Below are 26,712 nucleotides of genomic sequence, written 5' to 3'. Positions count from 1 at the left end.
CGCGTCGAGCCTAGTCGGGACGTCCACGCGGTTAGCGTTGGAGGGGTGAACCGTCCTCTGCCCTCCGCGATCTACTGGAGGCGACGCTTCCTGCTCCTTGCGGCGGTGTTGCTGGTGGCATGGGTGGGTGTCACGCTCTGGCCCGAGGGTGAGGACGCCGAGACGGCGGCACCGGAGCCGTCCCCGGCGGCCGAGAGCGAACCCAGCCCCAGCCCCAGTGCGACCGAGGAGGCTCAGGAGGTCGGCACGAACGCCGAGGAGACCACCGTCTCGCTGGAGGCCGGCGGTGATCCGTGCGACCTGGAGAGCATCCGGATGACTCCGCACGTCCCGCCGGAGCAGACCACCAAGGGCAAGGTCACGATCCAGCTGGCCCTGTCCACCACGGCCGAGGAGCCCTGCACCTTCCGTCCCGATGCCGGCGACGTGGCCGCGGTGATCTCCTCGGACGGCAACGCCGTCTGGGACTCCGACGTCTGCCGGACGACCACCCTGCTGGATGATCCCGTGGCGCTGTCGCCCCAGTGGTCCACCGTCGCGACCGCGACCTGGTCCGGCCGCGGCTCGGGACCGGCCTGCGACAAGAAGGAGGGCTGGGCGTCCTCAGGGAAGTACGCCCTGCGGATCGGCACCCTGGGAGGGGAGCCAGGCAAGACGACCTTCCGACTGCTGGAGAAGCCCAAGAAGGAGAGCGCCGACGAGGACGACGAACCCGACGAGGACGGTGGTGGGGAGGACGAGGACACGTCGGACGAGTCGTGAGCACCGGGTCCTTCAACCTGGTGCGTGTCGGCTGGAGCCTCGGCAGGGCCGCCGGGTGGCCGCCCGCGGACCACGCCCGTCAGACGTAGCGTTCGAGGATGCTGGACTCGGCCAGTCGGGACAGCCCCTCGCGGACGCCACGGGCGCGCAGGTCCCCGACGCCCTCGACGGCCTGCAGGTCGTCGATGCTCGCTCCGAGCAGCTTCTGCAGCGTCCCGAAGTGCTCGACCAGCCGGTCGATGACGCTGGCGGGCAGACGGGGAACCCGCGACAGCAGACGGTGTCCCCGAGGAGCCAGCGGTGCGTCGAGCGTCGTGTCGGTGCCGATGCGCAGGGCTTGGGCCACTGAGCCGAGCTCCACGAGCGAGGACGACTCGATGGAGGCGAGGTCGGCCAGCACCGACTCGACCGGGCGCCGGCGCCGTCCGCCGGGCATGTAGTCGCGCACCAGCAGCTCGCGGTCGGTGTCGACTCCGCCGATGAGCTCCTCCAGCTGCAGGGCGAGCAGACGGCCGTCGGTGCCCAGCTCCAGGACGTAGTGGTCGATCTCGCCGGCGATGCGGCGCACCATCTCCAGGCGCTGCGCGACGGCGGCGACGTCGCGAACGGTGACGAGGTCCTCGATCTCCAGCGCCGACAGGGCGTCGGTGACCTCGTCGAGGCGGTATCGGTAGCGTTCGAGCGTGGCGATGGCCTGGTTGGCGCGGCCGATGACGGCACCGGCGTCCTCCAGCACGTGCCGGTGCTCATCGAGGTAGAGCGCGATGAGGTGCATCGAGGCGGACACGGAGACGACCGGGAGGCCACTTTGGCGGGCCACCCGGTCGGCGGTGCGGTGCCGGGTGCCGGTCTCCTCGGTGTGGATGCTCGGATCGGGCATCAGGTGGATCCCGGCCTTGAGGATTCGGGTGATGCTGGAGTCGACGATGATGGCACCGTCCATCTTGGCCAGCTCGCGCAGCCCGGTGGCGGTGAACGGGACGTCGAGGTCGAAGCCGCCGGAGGAGATCGACTCCACCAGCTTGTCCTGTCCGATCACGATCAGCGCACCCGTGCGACCGCGCAGGATGCGCTCCAGGCCTTCGCGCAGCTCGGTGCCCGGCGCGATCGTCGCCAGGGCAGTGCGCAGGTTGCTTCGGGGTGCCACGTGGTCAGTCTAGGGATGCGGTGTGGTGCTCACGGGACGCAGGCACCGAAGTGCCGTCCCGACGTCGCTGACCCCGGTGACCGCGATGGTGCTGCCGAGACGTTCCAGGTCCTGCGAACCGGCGGGGACGACAGCACGTGTGAAGCCCAGCCGGGCGGCCTCACGCAGGCGTTCTCCCAGGTGGCGTACGGGGCGGACCTCGCCGGCGAGGCCGACCTCGCCGAGCACCACGAGGTCGGGTGGGGCCAGGGCGCCGGTCGCCGCCGAGGCGGCCGCGACGAGCACGGCGAGGTCGACCGATGGCTCGACGAGCCGAGCGCCGCCGACGGAGGCGGCGTACACGTCGTGCTTGGAGAGGTTGATGCCGCAGTGCTTGGTGAGGACGGCCAGGATCATGGCGACCCGGGAGGAGTCCAGGCCGCTGGAGGTGCGTCGTGGCGACGGCGCGTTGGTCTCCACCGACAGCGCCTGCACCTCGGCCAGCAAGGGGCGCCGGCCCTCCATGGTCACTGTGACGCAGGTGCCGGAGACGGGCGTGTCGTGCCGGGACACGAACAGGCCGGTCGGGTCGGGCACCTCCACCAGTCCGGCGTCGGCAAGGTCGAAGCAGCCGATCTCATCGACCGGGCCGAAACGGTTCTTCACCGCGCGCAGCAGCCGCAGCCTTGAGGTGCGATCACCCTCGAACTGCAGGACGGTGTCCACCAGGTGCTCCAGCACGCGTGGGCCGGCGACCGAGCCGTCCTTGGTGACGTGGCCGACGAGAACGGTGGCGATCGCTGCGCCGCCGATCCCTGGGCTCTTGGCGCGCTGGATGAGCGATGACGCGACCTCGCGCACCTGGGTGACTCCGCCCGGCACACCGTCGACGTCGGCCGAGCCGATCGTCTGCACGGAGTCGACCACGAGCAGGCTCGGCTGCACCTGCTCGACGTGGGTGAGCAGGGCGCCGAGGTCTGTCTCGGCGGCGAGGTACAGCTCGTCGTGGACGGCGTTCGTGCGCTCGGCCCGCAGCCGCACCTGGGCCGCCGACTCCTCACCGGAGACGTACAGGGTGCGCCGCCCCTGGCGAGCCCACTGAGCCGCCAGCTCCAGCAGGAGGGTGGACTTTCCGACCCCCGGCTCGCCCGCCAGCAGCAGGACACCACCGGCCACGACACCGCCACCGAGGACGCGGTCCAGCTCGCCGATGCCTGAGGGCACGCTGGCGGCCTCGGTGACCGTCACCTCGCTGATCGGACGGGCCGTGCTGGTGACGGCTGCCGGCGCGGTGCGTCCCGTGGAGCGGTCCGCGGCGCGCTCGTCGACCGTGCCCCAGGCCTGGCACTCACCACAGCGGCCCACCCACTTGGTGGTGGTCCAGCCGCACTCCGCGCAGGCGTAGACGGGGCGCTTGGCCCTGGTGTTGTGGGCCTTGCTGCTGGGGGGCATGAAGTCAGCCTAGTTCGGGGCGCCGACAGCAGGTCACGCTCAGATCGTGACGTCGCCGTTCGGGGTGCGGAACGTGACCGACATGATGCCCGGCTGGGCATTGGGAGCGACCCACTCGACGGTGATCTGCTCCAGGGCGGTCACCGCCGGCTCGCCGAGCCAGCCCGACAGCCGTTCCGGGGCGCCGGCCATCTGCAGGGCGACCAGACTGATGTCCGACGGGGCCATCTGCGACGGGTGCTCGGAGGCATCGATGTCCCAGCACGTGACGTAGGGCAGCTGCGGGTCGACCTTCATGCTGCTCGTGCCGATCTGGCGCCACTGCAGATTGAACCCGTCAGGGCGACGACGGTTGCCCGGCACGGCGTGACGGCCGATACGGTGCTCCACCGCGGTCATGTCCTCCACCGAGACGCACCAGGCCATCCAGCCGCCACCGGCCTCGGAACGCTGGCGCACCACCTGCCCGAACGCCGCCTTGTCCGCCGCCGGGTGGTCCAGGACCTCCACGACCTCCAGGTACTGGCGGTTCTGCAGCGGCAGGATCATGTTCCGGGTGCCGAACCGGGGGTGCGCGCCGCCGTCGAGGAACGGCGCACCCAGCAGGCCCTCCAAGTCATCGGTGGTGGCACTGAGCCCGCCCGGTCCGGCAGCGAAGGAGAGATGGTCGAGGTGCATGGGTCATTGTTGCCAGAGACCGATGAGGGGCACGGAGGCGGGGGTGGGTGCTGATGCGCCGCGCCACCGTGGAGACAGTCGTGCCAGGCGTCTGCGGGGGCTGGCGTCGGCCCACCGTCGCCCGGCTCAGTCGGCCGTGGCGGGGTGTGTGTTGGGTGCGCCGGCGGCCAGGTGTGCCTCGCACTGACGCTCCAGCTCGGCGTAGGCGGCCTCACCCATGAGCGCCACCAGCTCGGCCCGGTTCGTGATGTACAGCGGCTCGGGAGCGACGTGCGCCTCGGTGTTGGACGAGCAGTACCAGTCCAGGTCGGCCCCACCCGGCCCCCACCCGGCCCGGGTGTACTCGCCGATCTGCACCTCCAGGTAGGACGTGCCGTCGCCGCGCTCGACGTCACGGAACTGGCGTCGCAGCGGCAGCTGCCAGCAGACGTCCGGCTTGAGCTCCAGCGGCTCGACGCCCTCGGCCAGCGCCAGGCCGTGCAACGAGCAGCCGTACCCACCGGAGAAGCCGAGCGAGTTGTGGAAGATGCAGGCGCCGTCGACGGCGCGGGTCTTGAGCTCGCCGTCGCCGTCGGTCTCCGTCCAGCCCTGTGGCCCGGTGCCCTCGGCGTGGCGTTCCCACTGCTCGGGCGTCAGGCGCTCGACGGCCGTCGCGACCCTTGCGTGGTCGTCCTCGTCGGCGAAGTGCGCACCCAGCGTGCAGCACCCGGCGTCGGGGCTCGAGGCGTAGATGCCCGGACACGTGCCCCCGGCTGCACCCCCGCCGAAGATGCAGGTCCACCGAGAGGTGAGCCACGTGAGGTCGCAGCGGAACACCTCATCGGCGTCGTCAGGATTGGTGAACTCCACCCAGGAGCGGGGGAGTCCGAGGTCGATCTCGGGCATCGGCCCCACTGTAGGACCGCACGCCACACGGACCGTGGGAGGATGGAGACATGCGCATGGGCGTCCTCGACATCGGGTCGAACACCGGGCACCTGCTGATCGTCGACGCCTACCGGGGCGGCCCGCCGCTGCCGGCCTCCTCGTTCAAGGAACCACTGCGACTCGCCGAGCAGCTGGACGCCGAGCAACGGGTCACCGACGACGGCGTGGACCGGCTCGTCAAGTACGTCGTCCAGGCCAAGGCGGAGGCCGAGGACCGAGGGTGTTCCCTCGTCGTCGGGTTCGCCACGTCCGCGGTTCGGGACGCGGTCAACGCCGACGAGGTCCTGGCGGCCGTCCGTGAGGCCAGTGGCATCGAGGTCGATGTGCTGCCCGGCGAGGATGAGGCCCGGCTGACGTTCCTCGCCGTGCGGCGCTGGTTCGGCTGGTCGTCGGGTCGTCTCGGCGTCCTCGACATCGGCGGGGGGTCGCTGGAGCTGGCCGTCGGGTCCGACGAGCAGCCGGACGTCGCACAGTCCCACCCCCTCGGTGCAGGCCGGCTCACCCGGGAGTGGCTGGACGCCGGCGAAGGCCCCGACGCGCTGCGCAAGTACGTGCGTACCGCCCTGGCCGAGGACGCCGGCGCCGTGCTGCGCGGCGGTGCGTTCGACCACGCCGTGGCCACCAGCAAGACGTTCCGTTCGCTGGCCCGCATGTGCGGCGCGGCCCCCGCCAGCGACGGGGACTTCGTCAAACGGGTGCTGCGCCGCGCCGACCTCGGTCCGCTGATCAGTGAGATCGTCGGCCTGGAGACCGACGAGATCGCCCGTCTCCCCGGTGTCTCGGTCGACCGTGCCCACCAGATGGTGGCCGGAGCACTCGTCGCCGAGGCGGCCATGGACCTCTTTGAGCTCTCGGAGCTGGAGATCTGCCCGTGGGCGCTGCGCGAGGGTGTCCTCCTGCAACACCTGGATGCTCTGTAGCCGTCATGTGCGAGACGGTATGAACGAGTCTGGGCGCAGCGGGATGCGTATCGGTCTGTCGACGTCGTCGGTCTATCCGGGCACCACGGCGAGCGGGTTCGAGGTGGCCGCCCGGCTCGGGTACGACGGGGTCGAGGTGATGGTCGGGATCGACGACGTCAGCACCGACATCGACGCCTGCCGCTCCTTGTCGGAGTTCCACCAGATCCCGGTGTTCTCCGTGCACGCACCGACGCTGCTGCTCACCCAGCGGGTGTGGGGGACCGACCCATGGGGCAAGCTGCACCGCAGCGCCGAGATGGCCGCCGAGCTCGGGGCCGGCGTCGTCGTGGTGCACCCGCCGTTTCGTTGGCAGCGTGACTACGCACGTGGGTTCGTCGAGGGCATCGCGGACCTCGAGCGCGAGCACGGCATCGTCTACGCGGTCGAGAACATGTACCCGTGGCGCACCGGCAAGCGCGAGTTCCAGGCGTACCTGCCGGACTGGAACCCCGTCGACGAGGACTACGACCACGTCACGCTCGACCTCTCCCACAGCGGCACTGCCGGGGAGGACCCGGTGGAGATGGCCCGCATCCTCGGCGATCGGCTCGCGCACGTGCACATCGCCGACTCCCACGGTTCGCCCAGGGACGAGCATCTCGTACCGGGCCGCGGCTCCCAGCCGTGCGCAGCCTTCCTGGAGCACCTCGCGGACCGTGGCTACGACCGTGACGTCGTGGTCGAGATCAACACCCGCAAGTCCGGCGACCAGCAGTCCCGCGAGAGCGACCTTCTCGAGGCGCTCGCCTTCACCCGGCTGCACACTTGAGCACAACGAGCTGGCGGGGCGTCGGCACCAGGCACCAACGTGAGCCCGCGCCTCAGGACGTCCCGCCCGAGGCCTGCCCCAGCCGTCCTGCGATGACGCCACCAGCGATCATCTGTATCTGGTGGTAGAGCATCAACGGCAGCACCAGGAGCGCGACGTCGCTGCTGGAGAACAGCACGGTGGCCATGGGCAGTCCGCTGGCCAGACTTTTGCTGGACCCGCAGAACAGCATGGCCACCCGGTCGCCACGACTGAACCCGGCCAGACGTCCGACGCCCAGGATCCACGCGAGGACGACGACGAACAGCACGACGCACACCACGGAGACCACGAGCGCGTCGACGAGCCGGACCGCGGCCCACACGTCGGCCGTCGCGCCCTCGCTGAAGGCGACATAGATGACGAGCACGATGCTGGAGCGGTCGAAGACCCGTAGCCGGGGGTCGTGTCGGGTGACCCAGCCTCCGAGCAGCGGCCGGACCAGCTGGCCGAGGATGAACGGTGCGAGCAGCTGCAGCACGATCCGCAGCACCGACGCGGCGTCGACCCGGGCGTCGGCGCTCATGAGCACCGCCACGAGCGCAGGTGTCAGGAAGACGCCGACCAGGTTGGACACCGAGGCACTGACCACTGCAGCAGCCGTGTTGCCGCTGGCGATCCGGGTGTAGACGACGCAACCCTGGATCGTGGAGGGGACCGCGCACAACAGCAGCACCCCTGCCGCCAGTCCTGGCGTCAGGACCGACGCCAGGAGCAGACCGGCGGCCAGTCCGAGCACCGGGAAGACGGCGAACGTCGTCAGCAGGAGCAGCACCTGCAGACGCCAGTTCCGCAGGCCGGCGAGCGCCTCGGCCGTGGAGAGCCGGGTGCCGTAGAGGAAGAACAGCAGTCCGATGGCCACCGCCATCACGACGCGCAGCGCATCGAACGTCGTACCGGTGGCCGGCAGGACGGTGGCCACCACTGCCGCCAGCATCAGCAGCACGATGAAGGGGTCCGGCCTCAGGCGCACCCGGCGAGCCTACGCACCGCCCAGGCCCGCGGTTCGCGAGGACCGTCCACCCCACTGGTGTTGGGAAACCTGCATACCTGGGGGGCACTAGGGTGATGGCATGTCCGCACGCATTGCAGTCCTGGGCGGCGGCGTGATGGGGGAGACGCTGCTCTCGGCCATCATCGCGGCAGGCCACGCCGACGTCGTCGTGGCTGAGAAGTTCCCCGACCGCGCCGACGAGCTCCGCGAACGGTACGACGTCGAGGTCCTCGATCCCGCCGACGCCGTCGTCGACGCCGGCATCGTGCTGGTCGTGGTCAAGCCGCAGGACGTCGGCACGCTCCTGGAGGAGATCTCCGGCTCCCTGGCGCCCGCTGCCGTGGTCGTCTCGCTGGCGGCGGGGGTGCGCACCGCGACCATCGAGGCCCGTGTCGCCGAGGGTGTCGCTGTCGTCCGTGCGATGCCCAACACCCCGGCGCTCGTGGGTGAGGGGATGTTCGGGGTCTCGGCCGGCTCCTCCTGCGACGCCCACCAGCTGCAGAGCGTCGTCGACCTGCTCGCCACGAGCGGCGAGGTGGTCGTCGTCGACGAGGAACAGCAGGACGCCCTCACCGCCGTCTCCGGCTCCGGGCCCGCCTACGTCTTCTACCTCGCCGAGGCGATGATCGCCGGCGGCGTCGAGTCGGGCCTCGACGAACAGGTCGCCCGAACCCTCGCCGCGCAGACCCTGGTCGGTGCGGCGAAGCTCCTCAACACCTCTCACGATCCGCCGGCGGAGCTGCGTCGCCGCGTGACCTCACCGCACGGCACCACGGCAGCGGCCATCGACACCTTCGACGAGCGTGGCGTTCGCGACGGGCTGGTGGCCGGCGTCCGCGCGGCAGCACGCCGCTCGGCCGAGCTCTCCGGGTCCTGAGCAGGCCCCGCCGTCCAACTCACCACGGGAATCTGTTGCTTACCCCGTTTTGCAAACCGGGGTAAGCAACAGGAAGTCGGGGTGGGTTCCCTGATTCCCATGAGTTCATGGGAATCAGGAGTCCGGTGGGGCGACTTGTGGCCCGGCACCTGACCCGGGTGCGTGATACCCGCCACGTCGGTGACCGTAGGCTGGCGACATGACGGACCGCGCGTGCCTGGTCTTCGACGACCGGCTCACCGCCTACAACTTCGGTCAGTCCCACCCGATGGCACCGGTGCGGGTCGAGCTGACGATGTCGTTGTCGCGCGAGCTCGGCATCCTCGACCACCTCGAGATCGTGGGAGCCGACCCCTGCTCGGAGGAACAGCTGCTCACCGTGCACGAGGCCGGCTACGTCGAGCGCGTCCGCAAGCTCTCCGCCCACCCCACCCACAGCGACCCCACGATCGGTCTGGGCACGGAGGACAACCCGGTCTTCGCCGGCATGCACGAGGCCAGCGCCCTCATCGCCGGCGCCACCGTGGAGGCCGCGCGCCGGGTCTGGACCGCAGAGAACAAGCGCGCCATCAACATCGCCGGAGGACTGCACCACGCCATGGCCGCCCAGGCCAGCGGCTTCTGCATCTACAACGACGTCGCCGTGGCCATCGCCTGGCTCCTGGACCAGGGCGCGCAGAAGGTCGCCTACGTCGACGTCGACGCCCACCACGGGGACGGCGTCCAGCAGATCTTCTACGACGACCCGCGAGTGCTCACGATCTCCGTCCACGAGGGCCCACAGTCCCTCTTCCCCGGCACGGGTTGGCCCACCGAGACCGGAGGCACAGGAGCCGAGGGGTCAGCCGTCAACGTGGCCCTTCCCCCCGGGACCTCCGACGCCGGATGGTTGCGCGCCTTCCACGCCGTCGTGCCGCAGGTGCTGCGCGAGTTCGGGCCCGACGTGCTCATCACCCAGCACGGCTGCGACTCCCACATGGACGACCCGCTCACCAACCTCATGCTCAGCGTGGACGGCCAGCTCGCCACCTACAAGGCACTGCGCGACCTCGCCGAGGAGGTCGCGGGTGGCCGCTGGATCATCACCGGCGGAGGTGGCTACGCGGTCACCGACGTCGTGCCCCGCATCTGGACCCACCTCCTCGCCGTGGCGGCCGACCGTGACATCGACCCCGCCACCCCCACCCCCGAAGCCTGGCGCCAGGAGGTCAGCCGCCTACGCGGCACCGGCGCGCCGTACCGCATGGGCGACGGACGCTCGGCCGGCTACCGCCCTTGGGAGCTGGGCTTCGACCCTGCCAGCTGGCTCGACCGCTCCATCCAGGCCGCGCGCGTGGAGAGCTTCCCCTCCCTCGGCATCGACCCCACGCTCTGATCCGTTTGCCGTCCACGGCCCGGCACCGCCGCTGTTCCGTTTGCCGCCCTCCCCCAAGCACTTCGCTGCGCTCCGTGCTGGGAGGTACCCCCAGGCCCGGCATCCCCGCCGGTGTCCGTCGGTTGGGCAATCACTATCCCTCACGCCCCATCAGGCACTAGGGTCAACCTCAAGCACGCGCGTTCACTCCCCGGTGGGGAAGCCGGGGAGCGCGCGTGCCCTTCAGGAAGCAGGTGTACGCATGGCAGCGGGAGCGACGTTCCTGACCGTGGCCGAGGTGGCCTCGAGGATGCGTGTCTCGAAGATGACCGTCTACCGGCTCGTCCACTCCGGCGAGCTGGAGGCCATCCGCGTGGGTCGTAGCTTCAGAGTGACCGAGGAGGCCATGGAGGCCTATCTGCAGAAGTCCTTCTTCGAGGCCGGCTGAACAACGTTCTTGCCCGCCACGTATCGTGGGGTTTCTGTCGTCAACAGTAATGCGAAGGGTCACCTGTGGGTTCAGTCATCAAGAAGCGTCGTAAGCGGATGTCGAAGAAGAAGCACCGCAAGATGCTCAAGCGCACGCGGGTCCAGCGCCGCAAGCTCGGCAAGTAAGGCCCATGGGCCGAGTCGTCCTCGTCACGGGTGTCGCGGGCTCCTTCGCCGCGCGCTTCTCGCGTCAGCTCGCCGCAGTGGGCGAGGACCTCGGCATCAGTCGCGTCGTCGGCATCGACCTGCGACCACCGGAGGGTGAGCTCGGCGGCGTCAAGTTCGTCCGGGCCGACATCCGCACCCCGGTGATCGGCAAGGTCATGGCGGTGGAGGACGTCGACACCGTCGTGCACCTGGACGTCGCGCCGGACAGCAGCCGCGCCGGCAACTCCAAGGAGCGCAACGTCATCGGGACGATGCAGCTCCTGGCCGCCTGCCAGCGCTCCGGCATCGTCACCAAGCTCGTCCTTGCGTCCTCCGCCGCGGTCTACGGCTCCTCGCCCAGGGACCCGGCGATGTTCACCGAGTCGCTCACCGCTCGTGGGGGCACACGATCAGGGTTCCCCAAGGACATCGTGGAGGTGGAGAGCTATGTCCGCGGCTTCTCGCGACGTCGCCCGGACGTGCTCATCACGACCATCCGAGCGGCCCAGGTCCTGCACCCGGCCATCGAGACCCCGCTGCGCGACTTCTTCCAGAACCCGATGCTGCCCGCCGCCATCGGCTACGACCCCCGGTTGCAGTTCTGCCACGTCGACGACGCCGTCGCCGTCCTCACCGAGGCTGTCACCCGCGACCGCCCGGGCACCTTCAACCTCGCTGGCGACGGCGTCATCCTGCTCTCCCAGGCCGCCCGTCGGCTCGGACGGCCGCTCATCCCGCTGCCATCGCTGGGGTTCGCCTCAGCCGCCGCTCGGGTCACGCGCGTGATGGGGGGCAACATCTCGCCCGACCTGCACCGCCTGCTCACCTATGGCCGAGCGGTCGACACCACGGCGCTGCGCGACATCTTCGGGTTCGAGCCGCAGCACACCACCGAGGAGGTCTTCGAGGAGTACCGCGAAGCCGTCCGGCCCGGGGTGCTCTCGGTGATCGGAGCGCGAGCATGAACGACGACCGCCGCACGATCGGCACCAACGGTCCCGCCGGCCGTGGCACCCGTGCCGCCGGGTCGCCGTCGTCGGCCTCGCGCTCGCTCGCCGGCGGCTCCGCCCCTCGACGCGGCCCCGCCAAGAAGAAGTCCTCCACCACCGCCTCAGGAGCCACCAAGAAGTCCGCCGCCGGTGCCGCGAACCCCCGCAGCACCACAGCCACCAAGAAGGCCACGGCAGCCAGCCGCGCCACCGCAGGCACCAAGGCCACCTCGTCCCGGAGCAGCGCCAAGGCCCGGACCCGGCCCACCGAGAGCAAGACCGGCGGCGAGGAGCCACGCCTGCGGGCCGTCACCGAGGACGACGCAGCAGCGGCCGCCGCGGCCGCCGCCGAGCAGGCGGCCCGTGAGACCCGGACGGCCGGCGCGGCGTCCATGCCCGGCATCGCGATGGAGGACCTCGCCCAGGCGTTCGTGGGCGCGGCTCAGCGTGTGCTCGGGACGGACTGGGAGCAGCGCCTCGCCACGGTCCTGTCGGCGTTGCGCCAGCGGCTGGCCGGTGACTACGCGGTCGACGAGTTCGGCTTCGACCCCCAGATCACCGAGATCCTCACCTCTGCGGTCGAGCCGCTCGCCGAGAGCTGGTTCCGTCTGGAGGTTCGCGGCGCCGAGAACATCCCCACCGAGGGCGGTGCCCTCCTGGTGGCCAACCACTCAGGCACCGTTCCCATCGACGGCGTCATGACCGGGTACGCGGTCAAGAAGTACAGCGGTCGCGACCTGCGTCCCCTCGGGGCTGACCTGGTCTTCGCGCTGCCGTTCGTCGGTCAGATGGCTCGCAAGGTGGGTGCCACCCTGGCCTGCACCCAGGACGCCGAGCGACTGCTCAGCTCAGGAGAGGTCGCCGGTGTCTGGCCGGAGGGCTTCAAGGGCATCGGCAAGCCGTTCACCGAGCGCTACAAGCTGCAGCGCTTCGGACGCGGAGGGTTCGTGTCGTCGGCCATGCGGGCCCAGGTGCCGATCGTGCCGGTCTCCATCGTGGGAGCCGAGGAGATCTACCCGCTGATCGGCAACGTCGCGTCGTTGGCGCGTCTGCTCGGTGTGCCCTACCTGCCGATCACACCGTTCTTCCCGCTCCTGGGGCCGTTGGGCATGGTGCCGTTGCCCAGCAAGTGGATCATCGAGTTCGGTGAACCAATCCGTACCGATGCCTACGAACCGGAGCAGGCCGATGACCCGATGCTGCTGTTCAACGTCACCGATCAGGTGCGCGAGACGATCCAGCAGACCCTGTACGCGTTGCTGGTCGACCGGGGCAACGCGTTCTTCTGACCGGCTGAGGCTCGCCCCGGCGGCCACCGCCTGGTACCCGCGGCGAGGGACGCCGCTACTTGCTGCTGCCGCCGCCCAGCAGACCGTCGAGCAGGCCCGGCACCAGGCCGACCGTGTCGTCGTCGCCGAGCAGGCCGCCAACCACCGGGTCGGTGATGCCACGCAGGCCCGAGGAGGTGGACGGCGTGGGGGAGGTCTTGCGGGTGGGTGCCGCCGACGTGGGCGAGGTCGCCGGCTCCACCGGTGACGCAGTGACGGTCCTGGATCTGCGTGGTGCGCTGCTCGGCTCGCTGGACGGCGGCTCGACCGGCCTCACGCGCTGTGCATCGGCGCCCGAAGCCACGGACCGCAGCAGGTCGTCGACGTCCGCCTTGTCGCAGGAGCCGCACAGCCGGGAGGACTCCAGAGCCAGCGCGCTGACTGCCTTGGCGGCATCGTCCCAGGCGGCGTCGACGTCCGCAGGGAGATCCGTCTCGGCGATCGCGGCCAGGACCGTGGTGGAGCGCGTGACGAAGTCGTTGACCGTCTCGATCGAGGCCTCATCGCCGTCGGTGGTGAAGGAGCCGAACAGGGTGTTGGATCCGTCTTCTGCCTGGCTCGTGAAGTCCGCAAGGAGCCCTGGCAGCCGCCCGTGCTGGTCAGCGTCGCCAGCCACCGCCTCCGCCTCGCGCAGACGCTCGGTGGCCCGATCGAGCTGGTAGGTCCCACGGTCGGCCCCGTCGTCCTTGAAGGACAGCTGGACGTTCTCGACACCGAGCTTGACGGGGTAGAGCACATCGCCCGGCATGGCCGTGGCGCTGCTGGCGACCAGCGAGATCGCGCCGAAGGAGGCGACGCAGGCGGCGGTGGCCGCGGCGAGGCGGCGGCGCGTCCGGCGCGACGTCGAGCTGGTGGTCGCGGCGGGACGAACGGCCGGACGGGCCACGAGGACGTCCTCGGCCTCGGCCATCAGCTGCTCACGCAACGCGAGGCGGAAGTCCGCGGACGGCTCGGCGACGGCGCTCTCGCACAGTCGTTCGGCGGCCTGCACCAGCTCGGCCACCTCACCCTGCGCGGGCGCGCCGTTCTCCCACGCCTCCTGGAAGGCGTGGGCGTCGTCGCGGCGGCGGATCATCGGGTCGTCCTCTCGGGGGTTCTGTGACGTCTAACGACCGTTCGGATGCCGCCGTTACGGCAGCAGCGACGTGGCGTGCGACTCATGCTCATTGCAGGTCCGCCGGGATCTTCTTGGCCAGGTTGCGAACCGCCCGCAGCTGCAGCTGCTTGATGGCGCCCTCGCTGCGGCCGAGGGCCGCTGCCGTCTGGGCGATGCTCAAGCCCTGGATGAAGCGCATCAGGACACAGTCGCGCTGCTCCGGCGGCAGGTTGGCGACGAGGTCGTAGAGGATCTCGTTGGTGAGCAGCTCCAGGACGCCGTCCTCGGGGCCCGACTGCGTGTCGTGCCGTTCCGGCACGGCGTCGGCCACCACCTCGAGCCGGGCACGGCTGGACTTGAAGTGGTCGACGATGAGGTTGCGGGCGATGGTGGTCAGCCAGGCACCGAAGTCCTTGCCCTGCCAGTTGAACCTCTGGATCGCCCGGAGGCCGCGCACGAACGTCTCGCTCGCGAGGTCCTCGGCCAGGTGCGTCGACCCGACGCGGTAGTAGATGAAGCGGTAGATACCGCTGACGTAGTGGTCGTAGAGCTGTCCGAAGGCCTCGGCGTCACCGTTGCGCGCGAGGTCGACGAGAGCCTGGATGCGCAGCTGCTCGGGGTCTCCTGCGGCATCGGGTGGGCTCGTGCTGGTGGTGCTCGGGCCGTGGCCGGAGGGTGCGGTGCCGTGGGTCGTGCTCGTGGAGGCCAGCGCCACGGTGAGCGAGGCGTCGTCGGGCGTGCTCAGGGCGTGCGCGACTGCAAGGCGCAAAGCTCCCAAGTCGATCGTCACGTCGTTCCTCCCGCGATCAGTTCGCATCGTAACCCGCTGTGACAGTTTCTGTCAGGTGGTCGGCTCAACTCATGAACCGGACGCGCGATCCGCTGGCGGGCTGGGCGCCCTCAGGAGGTGCGACGACGGATGAGTCGCGCCACCTGCCACGCGCCGATGGCGGCGGCCCCGGCGAGCGCGGTCTTGGTGCTCGCGAGCGCCAGCTTGCGACCGGTGCGGTAGTCGCGCACCTGCCAGCCGTTCGCTCGGGCGTGGGCGAGGAGTCGGGCGTCGGGGTTGACCGCGCAGGGATGGCCGACCAGCGACAACATGGGCAGGTCGTTGCTGGAGTCGGAGTAGGCCGAGCACCGTGCCAGGTCCAGTCCCTCTTGCTCGGCGATCGCCCGGACCGCCACGGCCTTGCCCTCGCCGTGCAGCATCTCGCCGACGAGCTCGCCGGTGTAGACCCCGTCCACGTGCTCGGCGACGGTGCCCAGCGCGCCGGTGAGACCGAGACGCCTGGCGATGACGCGCGCCACCTCCACGGGGGCGGCGGTGACCAGCCAGACGCGTTCACCCCGGTCCAGGTGCTGCTGGGCGATGGCCCGCGTGCCGGGCCAGATGCGCGAGGCCATGCTCTCGTCGAAGATCTCCTCGCCGATCTCCTCCAGCTCGCTGACCGGGTGTCCGGCGATGAAGGAGAGCGCGGAGGAGCGTGCCTTGGCGATGTGCTCGGGGTCCTCGACGCCGGCGAGCCGGAAGTACATCTGCTGCCACCCGGCGCGCAGGATGTCCGACGTCGTGAAGAAGTCGCGCCGGTGCAGGCCCCGAGCGAGGTGGAAGATGGAGGCACCCTGCATCAGGGTGTTGTCGACGTCGAAGAACGCCGCGGCATGGGGGTCCGGTCGGGGTGCGAGCGCGTGCTCCACCTCGGCCGTGGATGCGGCTGCCTGCCCGGCCAGCACCGAGCGCGACCGCAGGTTCCGCGTCGCGGAACCGACGCGTTCGCTCGTCATGGCTGCACACTATCGGCTGACCGGGTGCCCTGTGGTTGACTCGGGTGGGTGATGAGCAATGTGAGCGACCTGCTCCGCGAGACGGCGACGCGGCGTCCCGATGCCGTCGCGCTCGTGGAGGACCGGGATGGTCGACGCGAGCTCTCATGGGCCGACCTCGATGCGGCGGTGGACGCCGTGGCCCGGGGCCTGAGCGGTCGGGGTCTTCGCGCTGGGCACCGTGTCGCCGTCGTCATGGTCAACCGGATCGACCTCGCCGTCGCCTACTTCGGCATCCTGCGCGGGGGCATGGTGGCCGTCCCGGTCAACCCTCGTGCGACGGCCGGCGAGATCGCCCGCATGCTGCAGGACTGCGGCGCCCAGCTGGTGCTGTGCGACGAGATCGGCGTCGACGCCGTCAGGTCCGCCTGTGAACAGGTGGGCTCCCGCGGGAGCGGGATCGACGACCTGCAGGTGGTCGTCGACGGCGCCAAGGCGAAGCGCGGCGAGACGTCGTTCGACACCTTCGTGGCGCAGGCTCCCAGGACCGACCCGATCGCCCCGCCCGACCCCGAGGCGCGCGCCGTCATCCTCTACACGTCCGGCACCAGCGGCCGTCCCCGCGGCGCGGTGCTCACCCACCGTGCCTTGCTGAGCAACGTCGAGCAGGCCGCAGCGATCGAACCACCACCCCTGGGGCCGGACGACGTCGTGCTCGGGTTGCTGCCGCTGTTCCACGTGTACGGCCTCAACGCGGTGCTGGGCCAGGCGGTCCGCCAGGGTGCCCGGCTCGTGCTCGTCGACGGGTTCCGCCCCGACGAGCTGCTGCGCACCATCGCGGAGGAGGGCGTCACCAACCTTCCGCTCGCGCCGCCGGTCATCGCTGCCTGGGCCGGGCGTGACGACCTTCGACAAGCGCTGTCCGGGGTGCGACGGGTGCTTTCGGGAGCCTCCAACCTGGACCCCGAGCTCGCCGCCTCCTTCCTGGAGTCCAGTGGCCACCACGTCGAGCAGGGCTACGGTCAGACCGAGACGGCGCCGGTCATCTCCTTCACCTTGGTCGGCCACGCCGACCGCGCCGACGGACAGGGGCCGACGCCGGGAACGGTCGGTCGTCCGCTGCCGGGCGTCGAGGTCGGCATCATCGAGGACGGTGAGCGCGAGGCCGAGCCCGGAGACCCCGGGGAGATCTGGGTCCGGGGCGACAACGTCTTCTCGGGCTACTGGCCCGACGGTGCCGACGGCCCACGCCCCGACGGCTGGTACCCCACGGGCGACGTCGGGTACCTGGACGACGGTGGCGAGCTCGTGCTCGTGGACCGGCTCCGTGAGCTGGTGATCGTCTCCGGCTTCAACGTCTACCCCTCGGAGGTCGAGGAGGTCCTCGGTGCCGTGGACATCGTCCGCGAGGTCGGGGTCGTGGGGGTGCCGGACGAGCGGACCGGCGAGGCCGTGGTGGCGTTCGTGGTGGCCACGAGCGGCGTCACCGACGAGGAGGTCGTGCGCCGTGTCACCGAGCACGCCACGCACCACCTGGCGCGCTTCAAGCAGCCGAGCAACGTGATCGTCGTGCACGACCTGCCGTACTCGGCGACCGGCAAGGTGGCCAAGGGCCGCCTGCGGGCGCTCGCGCGCAGCGAGGCCCTCGGGCTCGGCGCGGCCGAGGCATGAACCGGTGATCTCGTGATCGGTCTGTACCAGTGATCGCTAGGCGCCCGAAGGTCCCGCACGCGCGCGACGCCCGGGTGGTGTTGTTCACCCGCCCCGGGTGCCACCTGTGCGAGCAGGCCGAGGAGGTCGTGGCGGACGTCTGCGAGCGGACGGGTGACTCCTGGACGACGGTCGACATCACGGGGGACCGGGCGCTCGTGGAGGCCTTCACCGACCAGGTGCCCGTCACGTTCGTCGACGGGCACCAGCATGACTTCTGGCGTGTCGACGCCACCCGTCTGGGGGCCGCGCTCACCCGCTGAACAGGGCACCGCGTGCGTGGCGCGACCGTGCGAGGGCGCGAGGGCGCACCGCGCAGAACTCCCGCTGTCTCTACCACGCCGCTTGTGAGATGTGGCACCCGGCCCGCGGCTCGATTTTGTTAACCCGTTCACACACTCGTAAACTCAGGTCTCGCCGCGCCCGTCCACCTCAGGACGAATCCCGCCGCGGCGTGATGGAGCACCGTGACCTTTCTGCGCACCGACCGGCCTGCCCAGGCCGACCGTGGCATCCCCGATGCCACCGTCGCACGCCTGCCCGTGTACCTGCGGGCGCTGGGTGCCCTCGCCGAGGCCGGTACCGCCACCTGCTCCTCCGGCGAGCTCGCCGCGGCGGCCGGCGTCAACCCGGCCAAGCTGCGCAAGGACCTGTCCCACCTGGGCTCCTACGGGACCCGCGGCGTGGGCTATGACGTGGCGCTGCTGCGCCACCACATCGCTCGCGAGCTGGGGCAGACCCAGGTGTGGGACGTCGTGATCGTCGGCGCCGGGCACCTCGGCTCGGCGTTGTCGACCTACCAGGGCTTCGACTCGCGCGGCATCAACGTCAAGGCGATCCTGGACACCGACGCCGATCGCATCGGCACGTCGCTCGGCGGGGTCCTGGTGCGACCCTTCGACGAGCTCGAGCAGGTGGTGCGCGACGGCGACATCTCGATCGCCGTCGTCGCCACTCCTGGGGAGGCCGCCCAGGACGTGGCCGACGCCCTGGTGTCCGCCGGGGTCACCAGCATCCTGAACTTCGCCCCGGCGGTGCTGCAGGTGCCCGATGCCGTGCAGGTCCGCAAGGTGGACCTGTCCATCGAGCTGCAGATCCTCGCCTACCACGAGCAGCGCAAGGCATCGACCGATCAGGTCGGCCCCGACGAGGAGGTTGCAGGATGAGCGAGCGTCAGCGAGTGAACCGACAGCACTTCATCGCGCCTGCGGCGTATTCTTCGCACTTCTTGACGGCGGTGGCGCGATGAGCGTGTTGGTCGTCGGCATGTCCCACCGCAGTGCGCCCATCGACGTGCTCGAGCGTGCCTCCCTCGACACCGGAGCCGCAGTCAAGCTGTCCCACCGGGCCTTGGAGAACGACGCCGTCAGCGAGGCTGCCGTCATCTCCACCTGCAACCGTGTGGAGGTCTACGTGGAGGCCGAGCGCTTCCACGGTGCCGTCGAGGACGTGACCCGTCTGCTCGGTGAGCACGCCGGTCTCGACCGTGAGCAGCTGGCACAGAACGCCTACGTCCACTACGACGACTCCGCGGTGGCGCACCTGTTCGGGGTCGCCTCCGGGCTGGACTCGATGATCCTCGGCGAGAGCCAGATCCTCGGCCAGGTCCGCGCCGCGCTGCACAGCGGCCAGGCCGAGTCCACGGTCGGCTCCTCGCTCAACGCCCTGTTCCAGCAAGCCCTGCGCATCGGGAAGCGTGGCCATGCCGAGACCGGCATCGACCGGCTGGCCCCATCCACCGTGACCGCCGGGCTGGACGCCGCCGGTGCGGTCATCGAGGACCCGCAGGCCCGCTTCCTGGTGGCCGGTGCCGGCACGATGGCCAACCTTGCGGTGCGGACGCTGATCGAGCGGGGCGTGGAGCCACGACGGATCATGGTGGCCAACCGCACCTTCCAACGGGCCTACGAGCTGGTCGCCACCTTCGGCGTCAGTGCCGTGCGGTGGGAGTCCCTGGACGTCGAGCTGGCGGCGGCCGACGTCGTCATCAGCTGCACGGGTGCGGCCGGCCACGTCTTCGACGCCGAGCGCATCGGCAGCGCCCTTGCCGGGGCTGCTGAGCGCTCGATGGTCGTCATCGACCTGGCCCTTCCGCGTGACGTCGCCCCCGAGGTCGCCGACCTGTCCGGTGTCACCGTCATCGACCTCGTGGTGCTCGCCGGCCGGTCGGAGAACGCCGAGCTCGCCGGCGACGTCGAGCAGGTCCGCACCATCGTCGATGAGGAGGTGCGCAGCTTCCTTGCTGCCAAGTCGGCCTCGCGCGTCACCCCCACCGTGGTGGCGCTGCGCGGCATGGCCACCGAGATCGTCGAGGCGGAGACGACGCGGCTCACCTCACGGCTCAAGGGGCTCGAGGACGAGCAGGTCGCCGAGGTCCGCAACGCGCTGCGCCGCGTGGCGGAGAAGCTCATCCACGCACCCACGGTGCGCGTGCAGCAACTCATGGACTCACCCGGCAACCTCACGTACGCCGACGCGCTGTCGGACCTGTTCGCGCTCGACCCGGCCGCGGTCGACGCGGTCACACAGGTGGGGAGGGACAAGTCATGACTGAGGTGACCTCCCCCCTTCGTCTGGGCACCCGGGCCAGCGACCTCGCCACCACCCAGTCCGGCCTGGTGGCTGAACGGCTCACCGAGCTCACCGGGGCGAGCGTGGAGCTCGTCGCGGTGAGCACCGAGGGCGACCGTGACCAGACGTCGCGCCTGCAGGACCTCGGCGGCACCGGTGTGTTCGTCGCGGCCCTGCGCGAGGCGGTCATCGCCGGGGAGGTCGACTTCGCCGTGCACTCGCTGAAAGACCTGCCCACAGCGCCCGATCCCCGTCTCGTGCTGGCGGCCGTCACCCAGCGTGAGGACGCCCGTGACGTCCTCGTGGCCCGTGACGGCCTCAGCCTGGGTGAGCTTCCCGTCGGCTCGCGCGTCGGCACCGGCTCGCCGCGTCGTCAGGCCCAGCTCAACGCCCTCGGCCTCGGCCTCGAGGTGGTGGGGGTGCGTGGCAACGTGGACACCCGGCTCGGCAAGGTCGCCAGCGGGGAGCTGGACGCCGTCGTCCTCGCCCGCGCCGGACTGTTGCGCCTCGGCCGCCAGGACGAGGCCACCGAGATCCTGGACCCGATCCAGGTCCTGCCCGCTCCCGGCCAGGGAGCCCTCGCCGTTGAGTGCCGCGTCGACGCCGACGCCACCGCTCAGCTGCTCGCCGTTCTCGACGACCCGGACACCCGGGCCGCCGTGACGGCCGAGCGCAGCCTGCTTGCCACCCTCGAGGCAGGCTGCAGCGCGCCCGTCGGAGCCCTCGCCGACGTCGTCTGGGGAGACGACGGCGACGAGGTCTGGCTGCGGGCCACCGTCGGAGATCCCTCCGGCTCGCCCACCATCCGCCTGTCCGCGTCCGGCTCGCTCGACGAGCCGTCCGCGATCGGGGAGCGTCTCGCTGCCGAGATGCTCGCCGAGGGCGCCGCCGACCTCGTGGCCACGTCACGGGCGGGGAGCGTCTCATGACCACACGGCAGTCAAGGAAGAAGAGCACCACTGTGAGCACCAGCACCGCGACCCGCGAGAAGGCCACCAGCGCCCCCTCCTCGTCCTCCGTACCGGCCAGGCCTGGCGGCAAGTCCAGCAAACCCTTGGGACACGTCAGCTTCGTCGGCGCGGGGCCGGGCGACGTGAGCCTGCTGACCGTCCGCGCGGCCGAGCTGCTCGCGCAGGCCGACGTCGTCATCGTCGAGCACGCCGAGCTCGCCTCGCTCGTCACGAACGAGGCCGAGATCGTCGACGGCTTCGCCGAGGACGGCTCCCCGCTGACCCACTCCGCGCTCGGACGTCTCGTGGTGCGCCACGCCAAGACCGGGGCGCACGTGGTCCGTCTGGTCGGCGGCGACCCGTTCACGTATGCCACGGCACCGGAGGAGGCGGCTGCCTGCTCCAAGGCCGGCATCGGGTTCGAGATCGTGCCCGGCATCTCCTCGGTCTCGGCCGTGCCTGCCTATGCCGGTGTCCCGCTGACCAACAAGGGGAACCGCGAGTACCGGGTGGTCAGCGTCGGTGACTCCTCGGTGTCCTGGCCCGACTACGCCGGCGACGACACGCTGGTGCTGCTGTCGGCCGTCGCCCGCATCGGTGAGGCGGCCGCCGGACTGGTGGAGGCCGGTCGCTCCCCGCAGACCCCGGTCGCGATGACCCGCGTGGGTACCACCACCGAGCAGACCACGGTCGTCTCCACCCTGGAGGCCATCGCCGACGACGCACGCGCCGCCGGCATGACCTCACCGGCCATCACCGTGGTCGGGGACGTCGTGCAGATGCGTGATGCCCTGTCCTGGTTCGAGACCAAGCCGTTGTACGGCTGGCGGGTCCTGGTGCCGCGCACCAAGGAGCAGTCGGCCAGCCTCGCGACCCGCCTGCGTTCCTTCGGCGCGGTCTCCGAGGAGGTCCCGACGATCTCGGTGGAGCCGCCCCGCAACCCGCAGCAGATGGACAAGGCCGTGCGTGGTCTCGTCGAGGGGCGCTATGAGTGGGTGGCCTTCACGAGCGTGAACGCGGTCAAGGCGGTCCGTGAGAAGTTCGAGGAGTACGGCCTGGACGCCCGGGCGTTCTCCGGCCTGAAGATCGCCGCCGTCGGTGACAAGACCGCCGAGGCGATCGCGACGTGGGGCATCAAGGCCGACCTGCTGCCCAGCGGCGAGCAGTCCGCACGAGGGCTGCTGGAGGACTGGCCGCCCTACGACGAGCTTCTCGACCCCATCAACCGGGTGTTCCTGCCGCGGGCCGACATCGCCACCGAGACGCTCGTGGCCGGTCTGCAGGAGCTCGGCTGGGAGGTCGACGACGTGACCGCCTACCGCACCGTGCGCGCCGCCCCGCCGCCGGCGCCGACGCGTGAGGCGATCAAGACCGGCAAGTTCGATGCCGTGATGTTCACGTCGAGCTCCACCGTGCGCAACCTCGTCGGCATCGCCGGCAAGCCGCACGCGTCCACGATCATCGCCTGCATCGGTCCGGCGACGGTCGCGACGGCCGAGGAGCACGGTCTGCGGGTCGATGTCATGGCCGAGCAGCCGTCGGTGGAGGTGCTCGCCGACGCTCTCGCGGAGTTCGGTGCTGCACGCCGCCTTGCGCTCATCGAGGCCGGTGAGCCGGTCACCAAGCCCTCCTACAAGCGACCCTCCTCGCGTCGCAAGGCGTGACCCCGGGCAGGGACGCCGGGTCGCCTCAGCACACTAGGCTCCGGCGTCCCTCTCGGTGGCCGCCGCGATGGTGCTCTCGATCACCTGGTCGATCGCCTCGCGCCCCTGCAGGTGAGCCCCGACCAGGTCTCGCAGACCCTCGCTGAGCATGCGGGCCTCCTCCTGCTCGCTGTACTGGCCGCTCTGGCGACGCAGTGCTGTGCCGGCCACGAGGGCGAGCATCGTCGGGGCCACGCGTTCTCCGTCGGGGACGCCGAGGATCGCGAGCCACCGCGCCGCCAGCTCCTCGAAGCCCTCGAGGGTCGCGCGCGCCTCGTCGCGCAGTGCGTCGTCGCGGGCGACCGCGAGCAGGATGGACAGCTCCCTGGCCGCGACGTCCGGCCCCCGGGCCGCGAAGACCTGGCCGATCACGGTGGTCGCCTCGTCCACCGAGATGTGGGCGCGTGGCATCGACTCCAGGCCGGAGAGCTGGTCGAGCTCGTGACGCCACCGCGCCACGTGGTCGGCGAGCGCTGCCCGCAGCAGCTCCTCGATCGACTCGAAGTAGTAGGTCGTGCTGGCTGGAGGGAGCCCGGCCGCGGCGGCGACGGCGCGGTGGGTGACGGCGCGTGATCCTCCCTCGGCGAACAGCTCGATGGCTGCGGCCAGGAGGAGCTCGCGGCGCTGGCGGCTGCGCTCCTGGCTGAGCTGGGCGCGAGTTGCCATTGACATCCCTCCGGAGAAATCTGTACGTTCGTCTCAATTTTATCGGTGCTCACCCGGACACGAGGGAGACTCTATGCGCCGCCTTCTCCTCAGCGCCGTCATCGCCGCGCTCGCCGTACCGCTGCACCTCGTGGCCCCGGCGCAGGCCACCCTCCCGTCAGCGCCCGTGCCGTCGGTCTCTGGTGGGGATCTCGGACCTGAGCTGTACGACATCGATGTCACCAGCGACATCCCCGTGACGATGGAGGACGGCCGGGTGCTGCGTGCGGCCATCCACCGGCCCGTGCTCAAGGGCACGACCACTGCGGCGGACGGCCCGTTCCCCGTGATCCTCGTGCAGACGCCGTACAGCAAGACGCTGGGTGAGACCGGTGTCGGCGCCGTGAACCCGGCGCTCGTCAAGCGTGGCTACATCGGCGTCATCGTCGACGTGGCCGGCACGGGAGGATCCGAGGGCCGGTCCCAGCTGTTCGGTCAGCAGGAGGCCGAGGACGGTGCGGCGCTCGTGGAGTGGGCCGCCCAGGTGGAGGGCAGCAACGGCAAGGTCGGCACGCTGGGCGGCTCCTACCTCGGCATCAACCAGCTCTTCACCGCGGCCGAGGTCGGACCCGACTCGCCGCTCAAGGCGATCTTCCCGATCGTGGCGTCCGTCGATCCCTTCCGTGACCTGTTCAGCGCGGGCGGGATCGTCAACATGGAGTCCAGCCTCGGTCTCATCGCGGGCTACTTCGGGCTGCGTACCCTCACCCCGCTCGCCGAGCGTGGCCCCGCCGACCCGCTCGACGCCCTGCGCCTGTCGGTCGAGCACGGCCTCGCCGGCATCCCCTTCGAGCTCACCACGGGGCTGCACGTCCTGCTGCAGGGCGAACGGACCCGCGACGGCGCCTACTGGCAGGAGCGGGCTCCCCAGCGGGTGCTCGACAAGATCGTCGAGAACGACATCCCGGCCTACATCGTCGGCGGGCAGTACGACGTGTTCCAGCGGGGTGCGCCGCTGCTCTACAGCGGCCTGCAGAACGCATGGGCCGGACGCGACGTCCACGCACCCATGGCCGCCGACCAGGCGGTCACGCCGCGCTACCAGCTGATGTTCGGTCCGTGGGACCACGGGAACCCGGGTGAGGGCCAGGACATGGATCGGCTCCAGCTCCAGTGGTTCGACCACTGGCTCAAGGGCCGCGACACCCAGATCACCGACACCCAGACACCGCTGCACGTCGTCGACAGCACCACGGGCCAGCGACGCGACGTCGCGCGGTACCCGACGGAGACCGCCCCCCAGCAAGCCTGGTACCTGCAGTCGGACCAGGGCCTCGCCCCCACGGTCCCCGATGAGGAGAAGTCGTCGACGGAGGTGGTCTGGAAGCCGTTGACGCTGACCTGCCAACGATCCCTCAACCAGTGGGCCGCCGGCGCCCTGCGTGACGTCTACGAGGCGTGCAAGCAGGCTCCCTCCCTGACGTCGCCGAGGCCGGGGGACTCGCACTTCGACACCGACCCGCTCGATGAGGAACTCGTGCTCTCCGGCCCGATCGGACTGTCGTTGCAGGCCGTCTCCAACCGACCGGAGACGATGTTCGTCGTGACGCTGCAGGACGTCGACCCCGACGGCAAGGTCACCGACGTCACCGCCGGCGCGTTGCTCGGATCGGACCGGGCGATCGATGAGGACAAGAGCTGGCCGGGTGCGGACGGGACGTACCAGCTGCCCTTCCACCCACACACCAAGCAGGCGCAGGAGCGGGTACGACCGGGCGAGGTAACCCGTCACGACATCGAGCTACGGCCGGCGTACACGACGATCCGGCCCGGACACCGGCTGAGACTGCTCGTCCAGACGTCGGACATCCCACACCTGCTCCCGCCGCCGACCAAGCTGCTGGACCTGCTGGGCGGGGTGTACCGGATCCAGACCAACGCCGTCGCCCCGAGCGTGCTCACGCTGCCCGTCCAGCACTGACGGCCCGGCATCCTGTGCTGTTTGCCGCCCATGGCCCGGCACCCCCGCGGTTCCGTTTGCCGCCCACGGCCCGGCACCCCCGCCGGGGGCCTGGTCGGTCTCTGGTCGAGTGGGTGGGCCGGTGGTGGTGATCTTGGACTCGGGTGCCGCCTGCGGCCCGGTGCCCCCGCGGTTCCGTTTGCCGCCCACGGCCCGGCACCCCCGCCGGGCTCGAACGCGTGGAAGACTGTGGGCCGTGACGGCGCAGATCCTCGACGGCAAGGCCACCGCGGCCGCGATCAAGACCGACCTGACGGCGCGCGTGGCGCGGCTGGCTGAACAGGACTTCGTGCCCGGGCTCGGCACGATCCTCGTGGGTGATGACCCGGGCAGCCAGTGGTACGTCGGGGCCAAGCACCGCGACTGTGCCGAGGTGGGTCTGGAGTCGATCCGCATCGACCTGCCGGCCACGGCCTCGCAGGCCGACGTCGAGGCGGCCGTCGATGAGCTGAACGCCGACCCGGCGTGCACCCTCTACATCGTGCAGCTGCCGTTGCCCCGTGGGCTCGATGAGAATGCCGTCATCGGCCGGATCGACCCGGCCAAGGATGCCGACGGCCTGCATCCGACCAACCTCGGGTGGCTGGTGCTCGGGCGGGAGGCACCCCTGCCCTGCACGCCGCGCGGCATCGTGGACCTGCTGCGGCGTCACGACGTCCGGATCGCCGGGGCGAACGTGGTGGTCGTGGGACGTGGCGTGACGGTGGGGCGTCCGCTCGGCCTGTTGTTGACGCGCCGCTCGGAGAACGCCACGGTGACGTTGTGCCACACCGGCACGCGTGACCTGGCGGCCGAGGTGCGTCGAGCCGACATCGTGGTGGCGGCGGCCGGTGTGCCGGGCATCATCACGGCGGACATGGTCAAGCCGGGGGCCGCGCTGCTGGATGTCGGCGTGAGTCGTGATGCGGACGGCAAGATCGTCGGTGACCTCGCGCCGGACGTGCACGACGTCGCCGGTTGGGTCGCCCCGAACCCCGGCGGTGTCGGCCCGATGACCCGGGCGATGCTGCTGAGCAATGTCGTCGACGAAGCCGAGAAGCGCGTCGGCTCGTGAGACCGCTCGTACCGCGCAGCCGCGGTTCGCAGATCTACCTGCTCCTGCTCGTGGGGGTGGCGGTGGGCCTGGGGCTTGTCGCCGTCGGTTCGTGGCGCCTCGGTGTGCTCGTGGTCGGGGCATCGTTCCTGGCAGGATCGATCGCCCGGGTGGTGGTGCCGCAGCGGCACGTGGGCATGCTGCGGGTGCGCGGCAAGGTCTTCGACGTCTTCTGGACGACGACGCTCGGGGCGAGCCTGGTGGTGCTGAGCATCGTCGTGCCGCCCGGCCCGCCGGCCTGAGGCTGGGCAGAGTCCGCCGGCCTGA

The 26,712-nt window shown here is 70.7% G+C and carries 27 protein-coding genes; 18 read left to right on the top strand and 9 right to left on the bottom strand.

Annotated features, from left to right (window positions below; translation table 11 throughout):
• Nucleotides 1–45 precede the first annotated feature (45 nt).
• Complete coding sequence (locus ACEVFP_RS16295) at nucleotides 46–762, top strand: hypothetical protein (protein WP_375000495.1); 717 nt, start codon at nucleotides 46–48, stop codon at nucleotides 760–762.
• A 79-nt stretch (nucleotides 763–841) separates the two neighbouring features.
• On the opposite strand, the gene disA is transcribed toward ACEVFP_RS16295, so the two are convergent.
• From disA to ACEVFP_RS16275, 4 genes are all read right to left on the bottom strand, one after another.
• Nucleotides 842–1,909: a DNA integrity scanning diadenylate cyclase DisA gene (disA, locus tag ACEVFP_RS16290; RefSeq protein ID WP_375000494.1), complete on the bottom strand. Its 1,068-nt coding sequence runs from the start codon at nucleotides 1,907–1,909 to the stop codon at nucleotides 842–844.
• A 9-nt stretch (nucleotides 1,910–1,918) separates the two neighbouring features.
• Nucleotides 1,919–3,340, bottom strand: coding sequence for a DNA repair protein RadA (gene radA / locus ACEVFP_RS16285; protein ID WP_375000493.1), 1,422 nt, complete (start codon nucleotides 3,338–3,340; stop codon nucleotides 1,919–1,921).
• Between the two features lie 39 nt (nucleotides 3,341–3,379).
• Complete coding sequence (locus tag ACEVFP_RS16280; protein ID WP_375000492.1) at nucleotides 3,380–4,018, bottom strand: VOC family protein; 639 nt, start codon at nucleotides 4,016–4,018, stop codon at nucleotides 3,380–3,382.
• Nucleotides 4,019–4,144: 126 nt separating this feature from the next.
• A complete protein-coding gene (locus ACEVFP_RS16275) occupies nucleotides 4,145–4,903 on the bottom strand; it encodes a hypothetical protein (protein WP_375000491.1) in 759 nt (252 codons plus the stop codon).
• Between the two features lie 50 nt (nucleotides 4,904–4,953).
• Between ACEVFP_RS16275 and ACEVFP_RS16270 the strand changes: the two genes are divergently transcribed.
• Both ACEVFP_RS16270 and ACEVFP_RS16265 read left to right on the top strand, forming a co-directional pair.
• The gene (locus ACEVFP_RS16270) at nucleotides 4,954–5,865 is read left to right on the top strand and encodes a Ppx/GppA phosphatase family protein (protein WP_375000490.1); all 912 of its coding nucleotides are present in this window, start codon (nucleotides 4,954–4,956) and stop codon (nucleotides 5,863–5,865) included.
• A 19-nt stretch (nucleotides 5,866–5,884) separates the two neighbouring features.
• Entirely contained in the window at nucleotides 5,885–6,676 is a 792-nt protein-coding gene (locus ACEVFP_RS16265) for a sugar phosphate isomerase/epimerase family protein (RefSeq protein WP_375000489.1), read from the top strand.
• Between the two features lie 52 nt (nucleotides 6,677–6,728).
• Here ACEVFP_RS16265 and ACEVFP_RS16260 read toward each other — a convergent pair whose 3' ends face one another.
• Nucleotides 6,729–7,688: a bile acid:sodium symporter family protein gene (locus ACEVFP_RS16260; protein ID WP_375000488.1), complete on the bottom strand. Its 960-nt coding sequence runs from the start codon at nucleotides 7,686–7,688 to the stop codon at nucleotides 6,729–6,731.
• A 100-nt stretch (nucleotides 7,689–7,788) separates the two neighbouring features.
• On the opposite strand from ACEVFP_RS16260, the gene proC reads away from it, so the two are divergent.
• From proC to ACEVFP_RS16230, 6 genes are all read left to right on the top strand, one after another.
• Complete coding sequence (gene proC / locus ACEVFP_RS16255; RefSeq protein WP_375000487.1) at nucleotides 7,789–8,586, top strand: pyrroline-5-carboxylate reductase; 798 nt, start codon at nucleotides 7,789–7,791, stop codon at nucleotides 8,584–8,586.
• Nucleotides 8,587–8,785: 199 nt separating this feature from the next.
• On the top strand, nucleotides 8,786–9,961 hold the full coding sequence (locus tag ACEVFP_RS16250) for an acetoin utilization protein AcuC (RefSeq protein WP_375000486.1): 1,176 nt from the start codon (nucleotides 8,786–8,788) through the stop codon (nucleotides 9,959–9,961).
• A 241-nt stretch (nucleotides 9,962–10,202) separates the two neighbouring features.
• Nucleotides 10,203–10,388, top strand: coding sequence for a helix-turn-helix domain-containing protein (locus ACEVFP_RS16245; RefSeq protein WP_375000485.1), 186 nt, complete (start codon nucleotides 10,203–10,205; stop codon nucleotides 10,386–10,388).
• Nucleotides 10,389–10,453: 65 nt separating this feature from the next.
• Entirely contained in the window at nucleotides 10,454–10,555 is a 102-nt protein-coding gene (locus ACEVFP_RS16240) for a 30S ribosomal protein bS22 (RefSeq protein WP_012359487.1), read from the top strand.
• 5 nt (nucleotides 10,556–10,560) lie between these two features.
• The gene (locus ACEVFP_RS16235) at nucleotides 10,561–11,541 is read left to right on the top strand and encodes an NAD-dependent epimerase/dehydratase family protein (protein ID WP_375000484.1); all 981 of its coding nucleotides are present in this window, start codon (nucleotides 10,561–10,563) and stop codon (nucleotides 11,539–11,541) included.
• Complete coding sequence (locus ACEVFP_RS16230; RefSeq protein WP_375000483.1) at nucleotides 11,538–12,854, top strand: 1-acyl-sn-glycerol-3-phosphate acyltransferase; 1,317 nt, start codon at nucleotides 11,538–11,540, stop codon at nucleotides 12,852–12,854. The genes ACEVFP_RS16235 and ACEVFP_RS16230 overlap by 4 nt, the downstream gene beginning before the upstream one ends.
• Nucleotides 12,855–12,909: 55 nt before the next feature.
• Here the strand turns inward: ACEVFP_RS16230 and ACEVFP_RS16225 are convergent, their stop codons facing one another.
• The 3 genes from ACEVFP_RS16225 to ACEVFP_RS16215 form a co-directional block, all read right to left on the bottom strand.
• Nucleotides 12,910–13,968 (bottom strand): DUF5667 domain-containing protein, encoded by a 1,059-nt coding sequence (locus ACEVFP_RS16225; protein ID WP_375000482.1) that lies wholly within the window; start codon nucleotides 13,966–13,968, stop codon nucleotides 12,910–12,912.
• Nucleotides 13,969–14,056: 88 nt separating this feature from the next.
• Nucleotides 14,057–14,779: a sigma-70 family RNA polymerase sigma factor gene (locus tag ACEVFP_RS16220; RefSeq protein ID WP_375000481.1), complete on the bottom strand. Its 723-nt coding sequence runs from the start codon at nucleotides 14,777–14,779 to the stop codon at nucleotides 14,057–14,059.
• Between the two features lie 110 nt (nucleotides 14,780–14,889).
• Nucleotides 14,890–15,774: an HAD family hydrolase gene (locus tag ACEVFP_RS16215; RefSeq protein ID WP_375000480.1), complete on the bottom strand. Its 885-nt coding sequence runs from the start codon at nucleotides 15,772–15,774 to the stop codon at nucleotides 14,890–14,892.
• Nucleotides 15,775–15,825: 51 nt separating this feature from the next.
• Here ACEVFP_RS16215 and ACEVFP_RS16210 point away from each other — a divergent pair, with 51 nt between their 5' ends.
• From ACEVFP_RS16210 to ACEVFP_RS16185, 6 genes are all read left to right on the top strand, one after another.
• Complete coding sequence (locus ACEVFP_RS16210; RefSeq protein ID WP_375000479.1) at nucleotides 15,826–17,424, top strand: class I adenylate-forming enzyme family protein; 1,599 nt, start codon at nucleotides 15,826–15,828, stop codon at nucleotides 17,422–17,424.
• Nucleotides 17,425–17,453: 29 nt separating this feature from the next.
• On the top strand, nucleotides 17,454–17,726 hold the full coding sequence (locus ACEVFP_RS16205) for a glutaredoxin family protein (protein ID WP_375000478.1): 273 nt from the start codon (nucleotides 17,454–17,456) through the stop codon (nucleotides 17,724–17,726).
• Nucleotides 17,727–17,930: 204 nt separating this feature from the next.
• Nucleotides 17,931–18,629 carry a redox-sensing transcriptional repressor Rex gene (locus ACEVFP_RS16200; RefSeq protein ID WP_375000477.1) on the top strand — a complete coding sequence of 233 codons (699 nt, stop codon included), beginning with the start codon at nucleotides 17,931–17,933 and terminating at the stop codon, nucleotides 18,627–18,629.
• Between the two features lie 79 nt (nucleotides 18,630–18,708).
• The gene (locus ACEVFP_RS16195) at nucleotides 18,709–20,013 is read left to right on the top strand and encodes a glutamyl-tRNA reductase (protein WP_375000476.1); all 1,305 of its coding nucleotides are present in this window, start codon (nucleotides 18,709–18,711) and stop codon (nucleotides 20,011–20,013) included.
• Nucleotides 20,010–20,963, top strand: coding sequence for a hydroxymethylbilane synthase (gene hemC / locus ACEVFP_RS16190; protein ID WP_375000475.1), 954 nt, complete (start codon nucleotides 20,010–20,012; stop codon nucleotides 20,961–20,963). Before ACEVFP_RS16195 ends, hemC begins: the two co-directional genes overlap by 4 nt.
• On the top strand, nucleotides 20,960–22,648 hold the full coding sequence (locus tag ACEVFP_RS16185; RefSeq protein ID WP_375000474.1) for a uroporphyrinogen-III synthase: 1,689 nt from the start codon (nucleotides 20,960–20,962) through the stop codon (nucleotides 22,646–22,648). Before hemC ends, ACEVFP_RS16185 begins: the two co-directional genes overlap by 4 nt.
• Nucleotides 22,649–22,681: 33 nt before the next feature.
• On the opposite strand, the gene ACEVFP_RS16180 is transcribed toward ACEVFP_RS16185, so the two are convergent.
• Nucleotides 22,682–23,353, bottom strand: a complete 672-nt coding sequence (locus ACEVFP_RS16180; RefSeq protein ID WP_375000473.1) for a TetR/AcrR family transcriptional regulator — start codon at nucleotides 23,351–23,353, stop codon at nucleotides 22,682–22,684.
• 73 nt (nucleotides 23,354–23,426) lie between these two features.
• Here ACEVFP_RS16180 and ACEVFP_RS16175 point away from each other — a divergent pair, with 73 nt between their 5' ends.
• The 3 genes from ACEVFP_RS16175 (at nucleotide 23,427) to ACEVFP_RS16165 (ending at nucleotide 26,687) form a co-directional block, all read left to right on the top strand.
• The gene (locus ACEVFP_RS16175; protein ID WP_375000472.1) at nucleotides 23,427–25,313 is read left to right on the top strand and encodes a CocE/NonD family hydrolase; all 1,887 of its coding nucleotides are present in this window, start codon (nucleotides 23,427–23,429) and stop codon (nucleotides 25,311–25,313) included.
• Nucleotides 25,314–25,548: 235 nt separating this feature from the next.
• Nucleotides 25,549–26,406: a bifunctional methylenetetrahydrofolate dehydrogenase/methenyltetrahydrofolate cyclohydrolase gene (locus ACEVFP_RS16170; RefSeq protein WP_375000471.1), complete on the top strand. Its 858-nt coding sequence runs from the start codon at nucleotides 25,549–25,551 to the stop codon at nucleotides 26,404–26,406.
• Entirely contained in the window at nucleotides 26,403–26,687 is a 285-nt protein-coding gene (locus ACEVFP_RS16165) for a DUF3017 domain-containing protein (RefSeq protein ID WP_375000469.1), read from the top strand. Before ACEVFP_RS16170 ends, ACEVFP_RS16165 begins: the two co-directional genes overlap by 4 nt.
• Nucleotides 26,688–26,712 lie beyond the last annotated feature (25 nt).

The organism is Aeromicrobium sp. CTD01-1L150, from assembly GCF_041951745.1.
Lineage (GTDB): Bacteria > Actinomycetota > Actinomycetes > Propionibacteriales > Nocardioidaceae > Aeromicrobium.
Note: the sequence above shows the minus strand (reverse complement) of the source record. Positions and strands in the feature narration are given on the sequence as shown.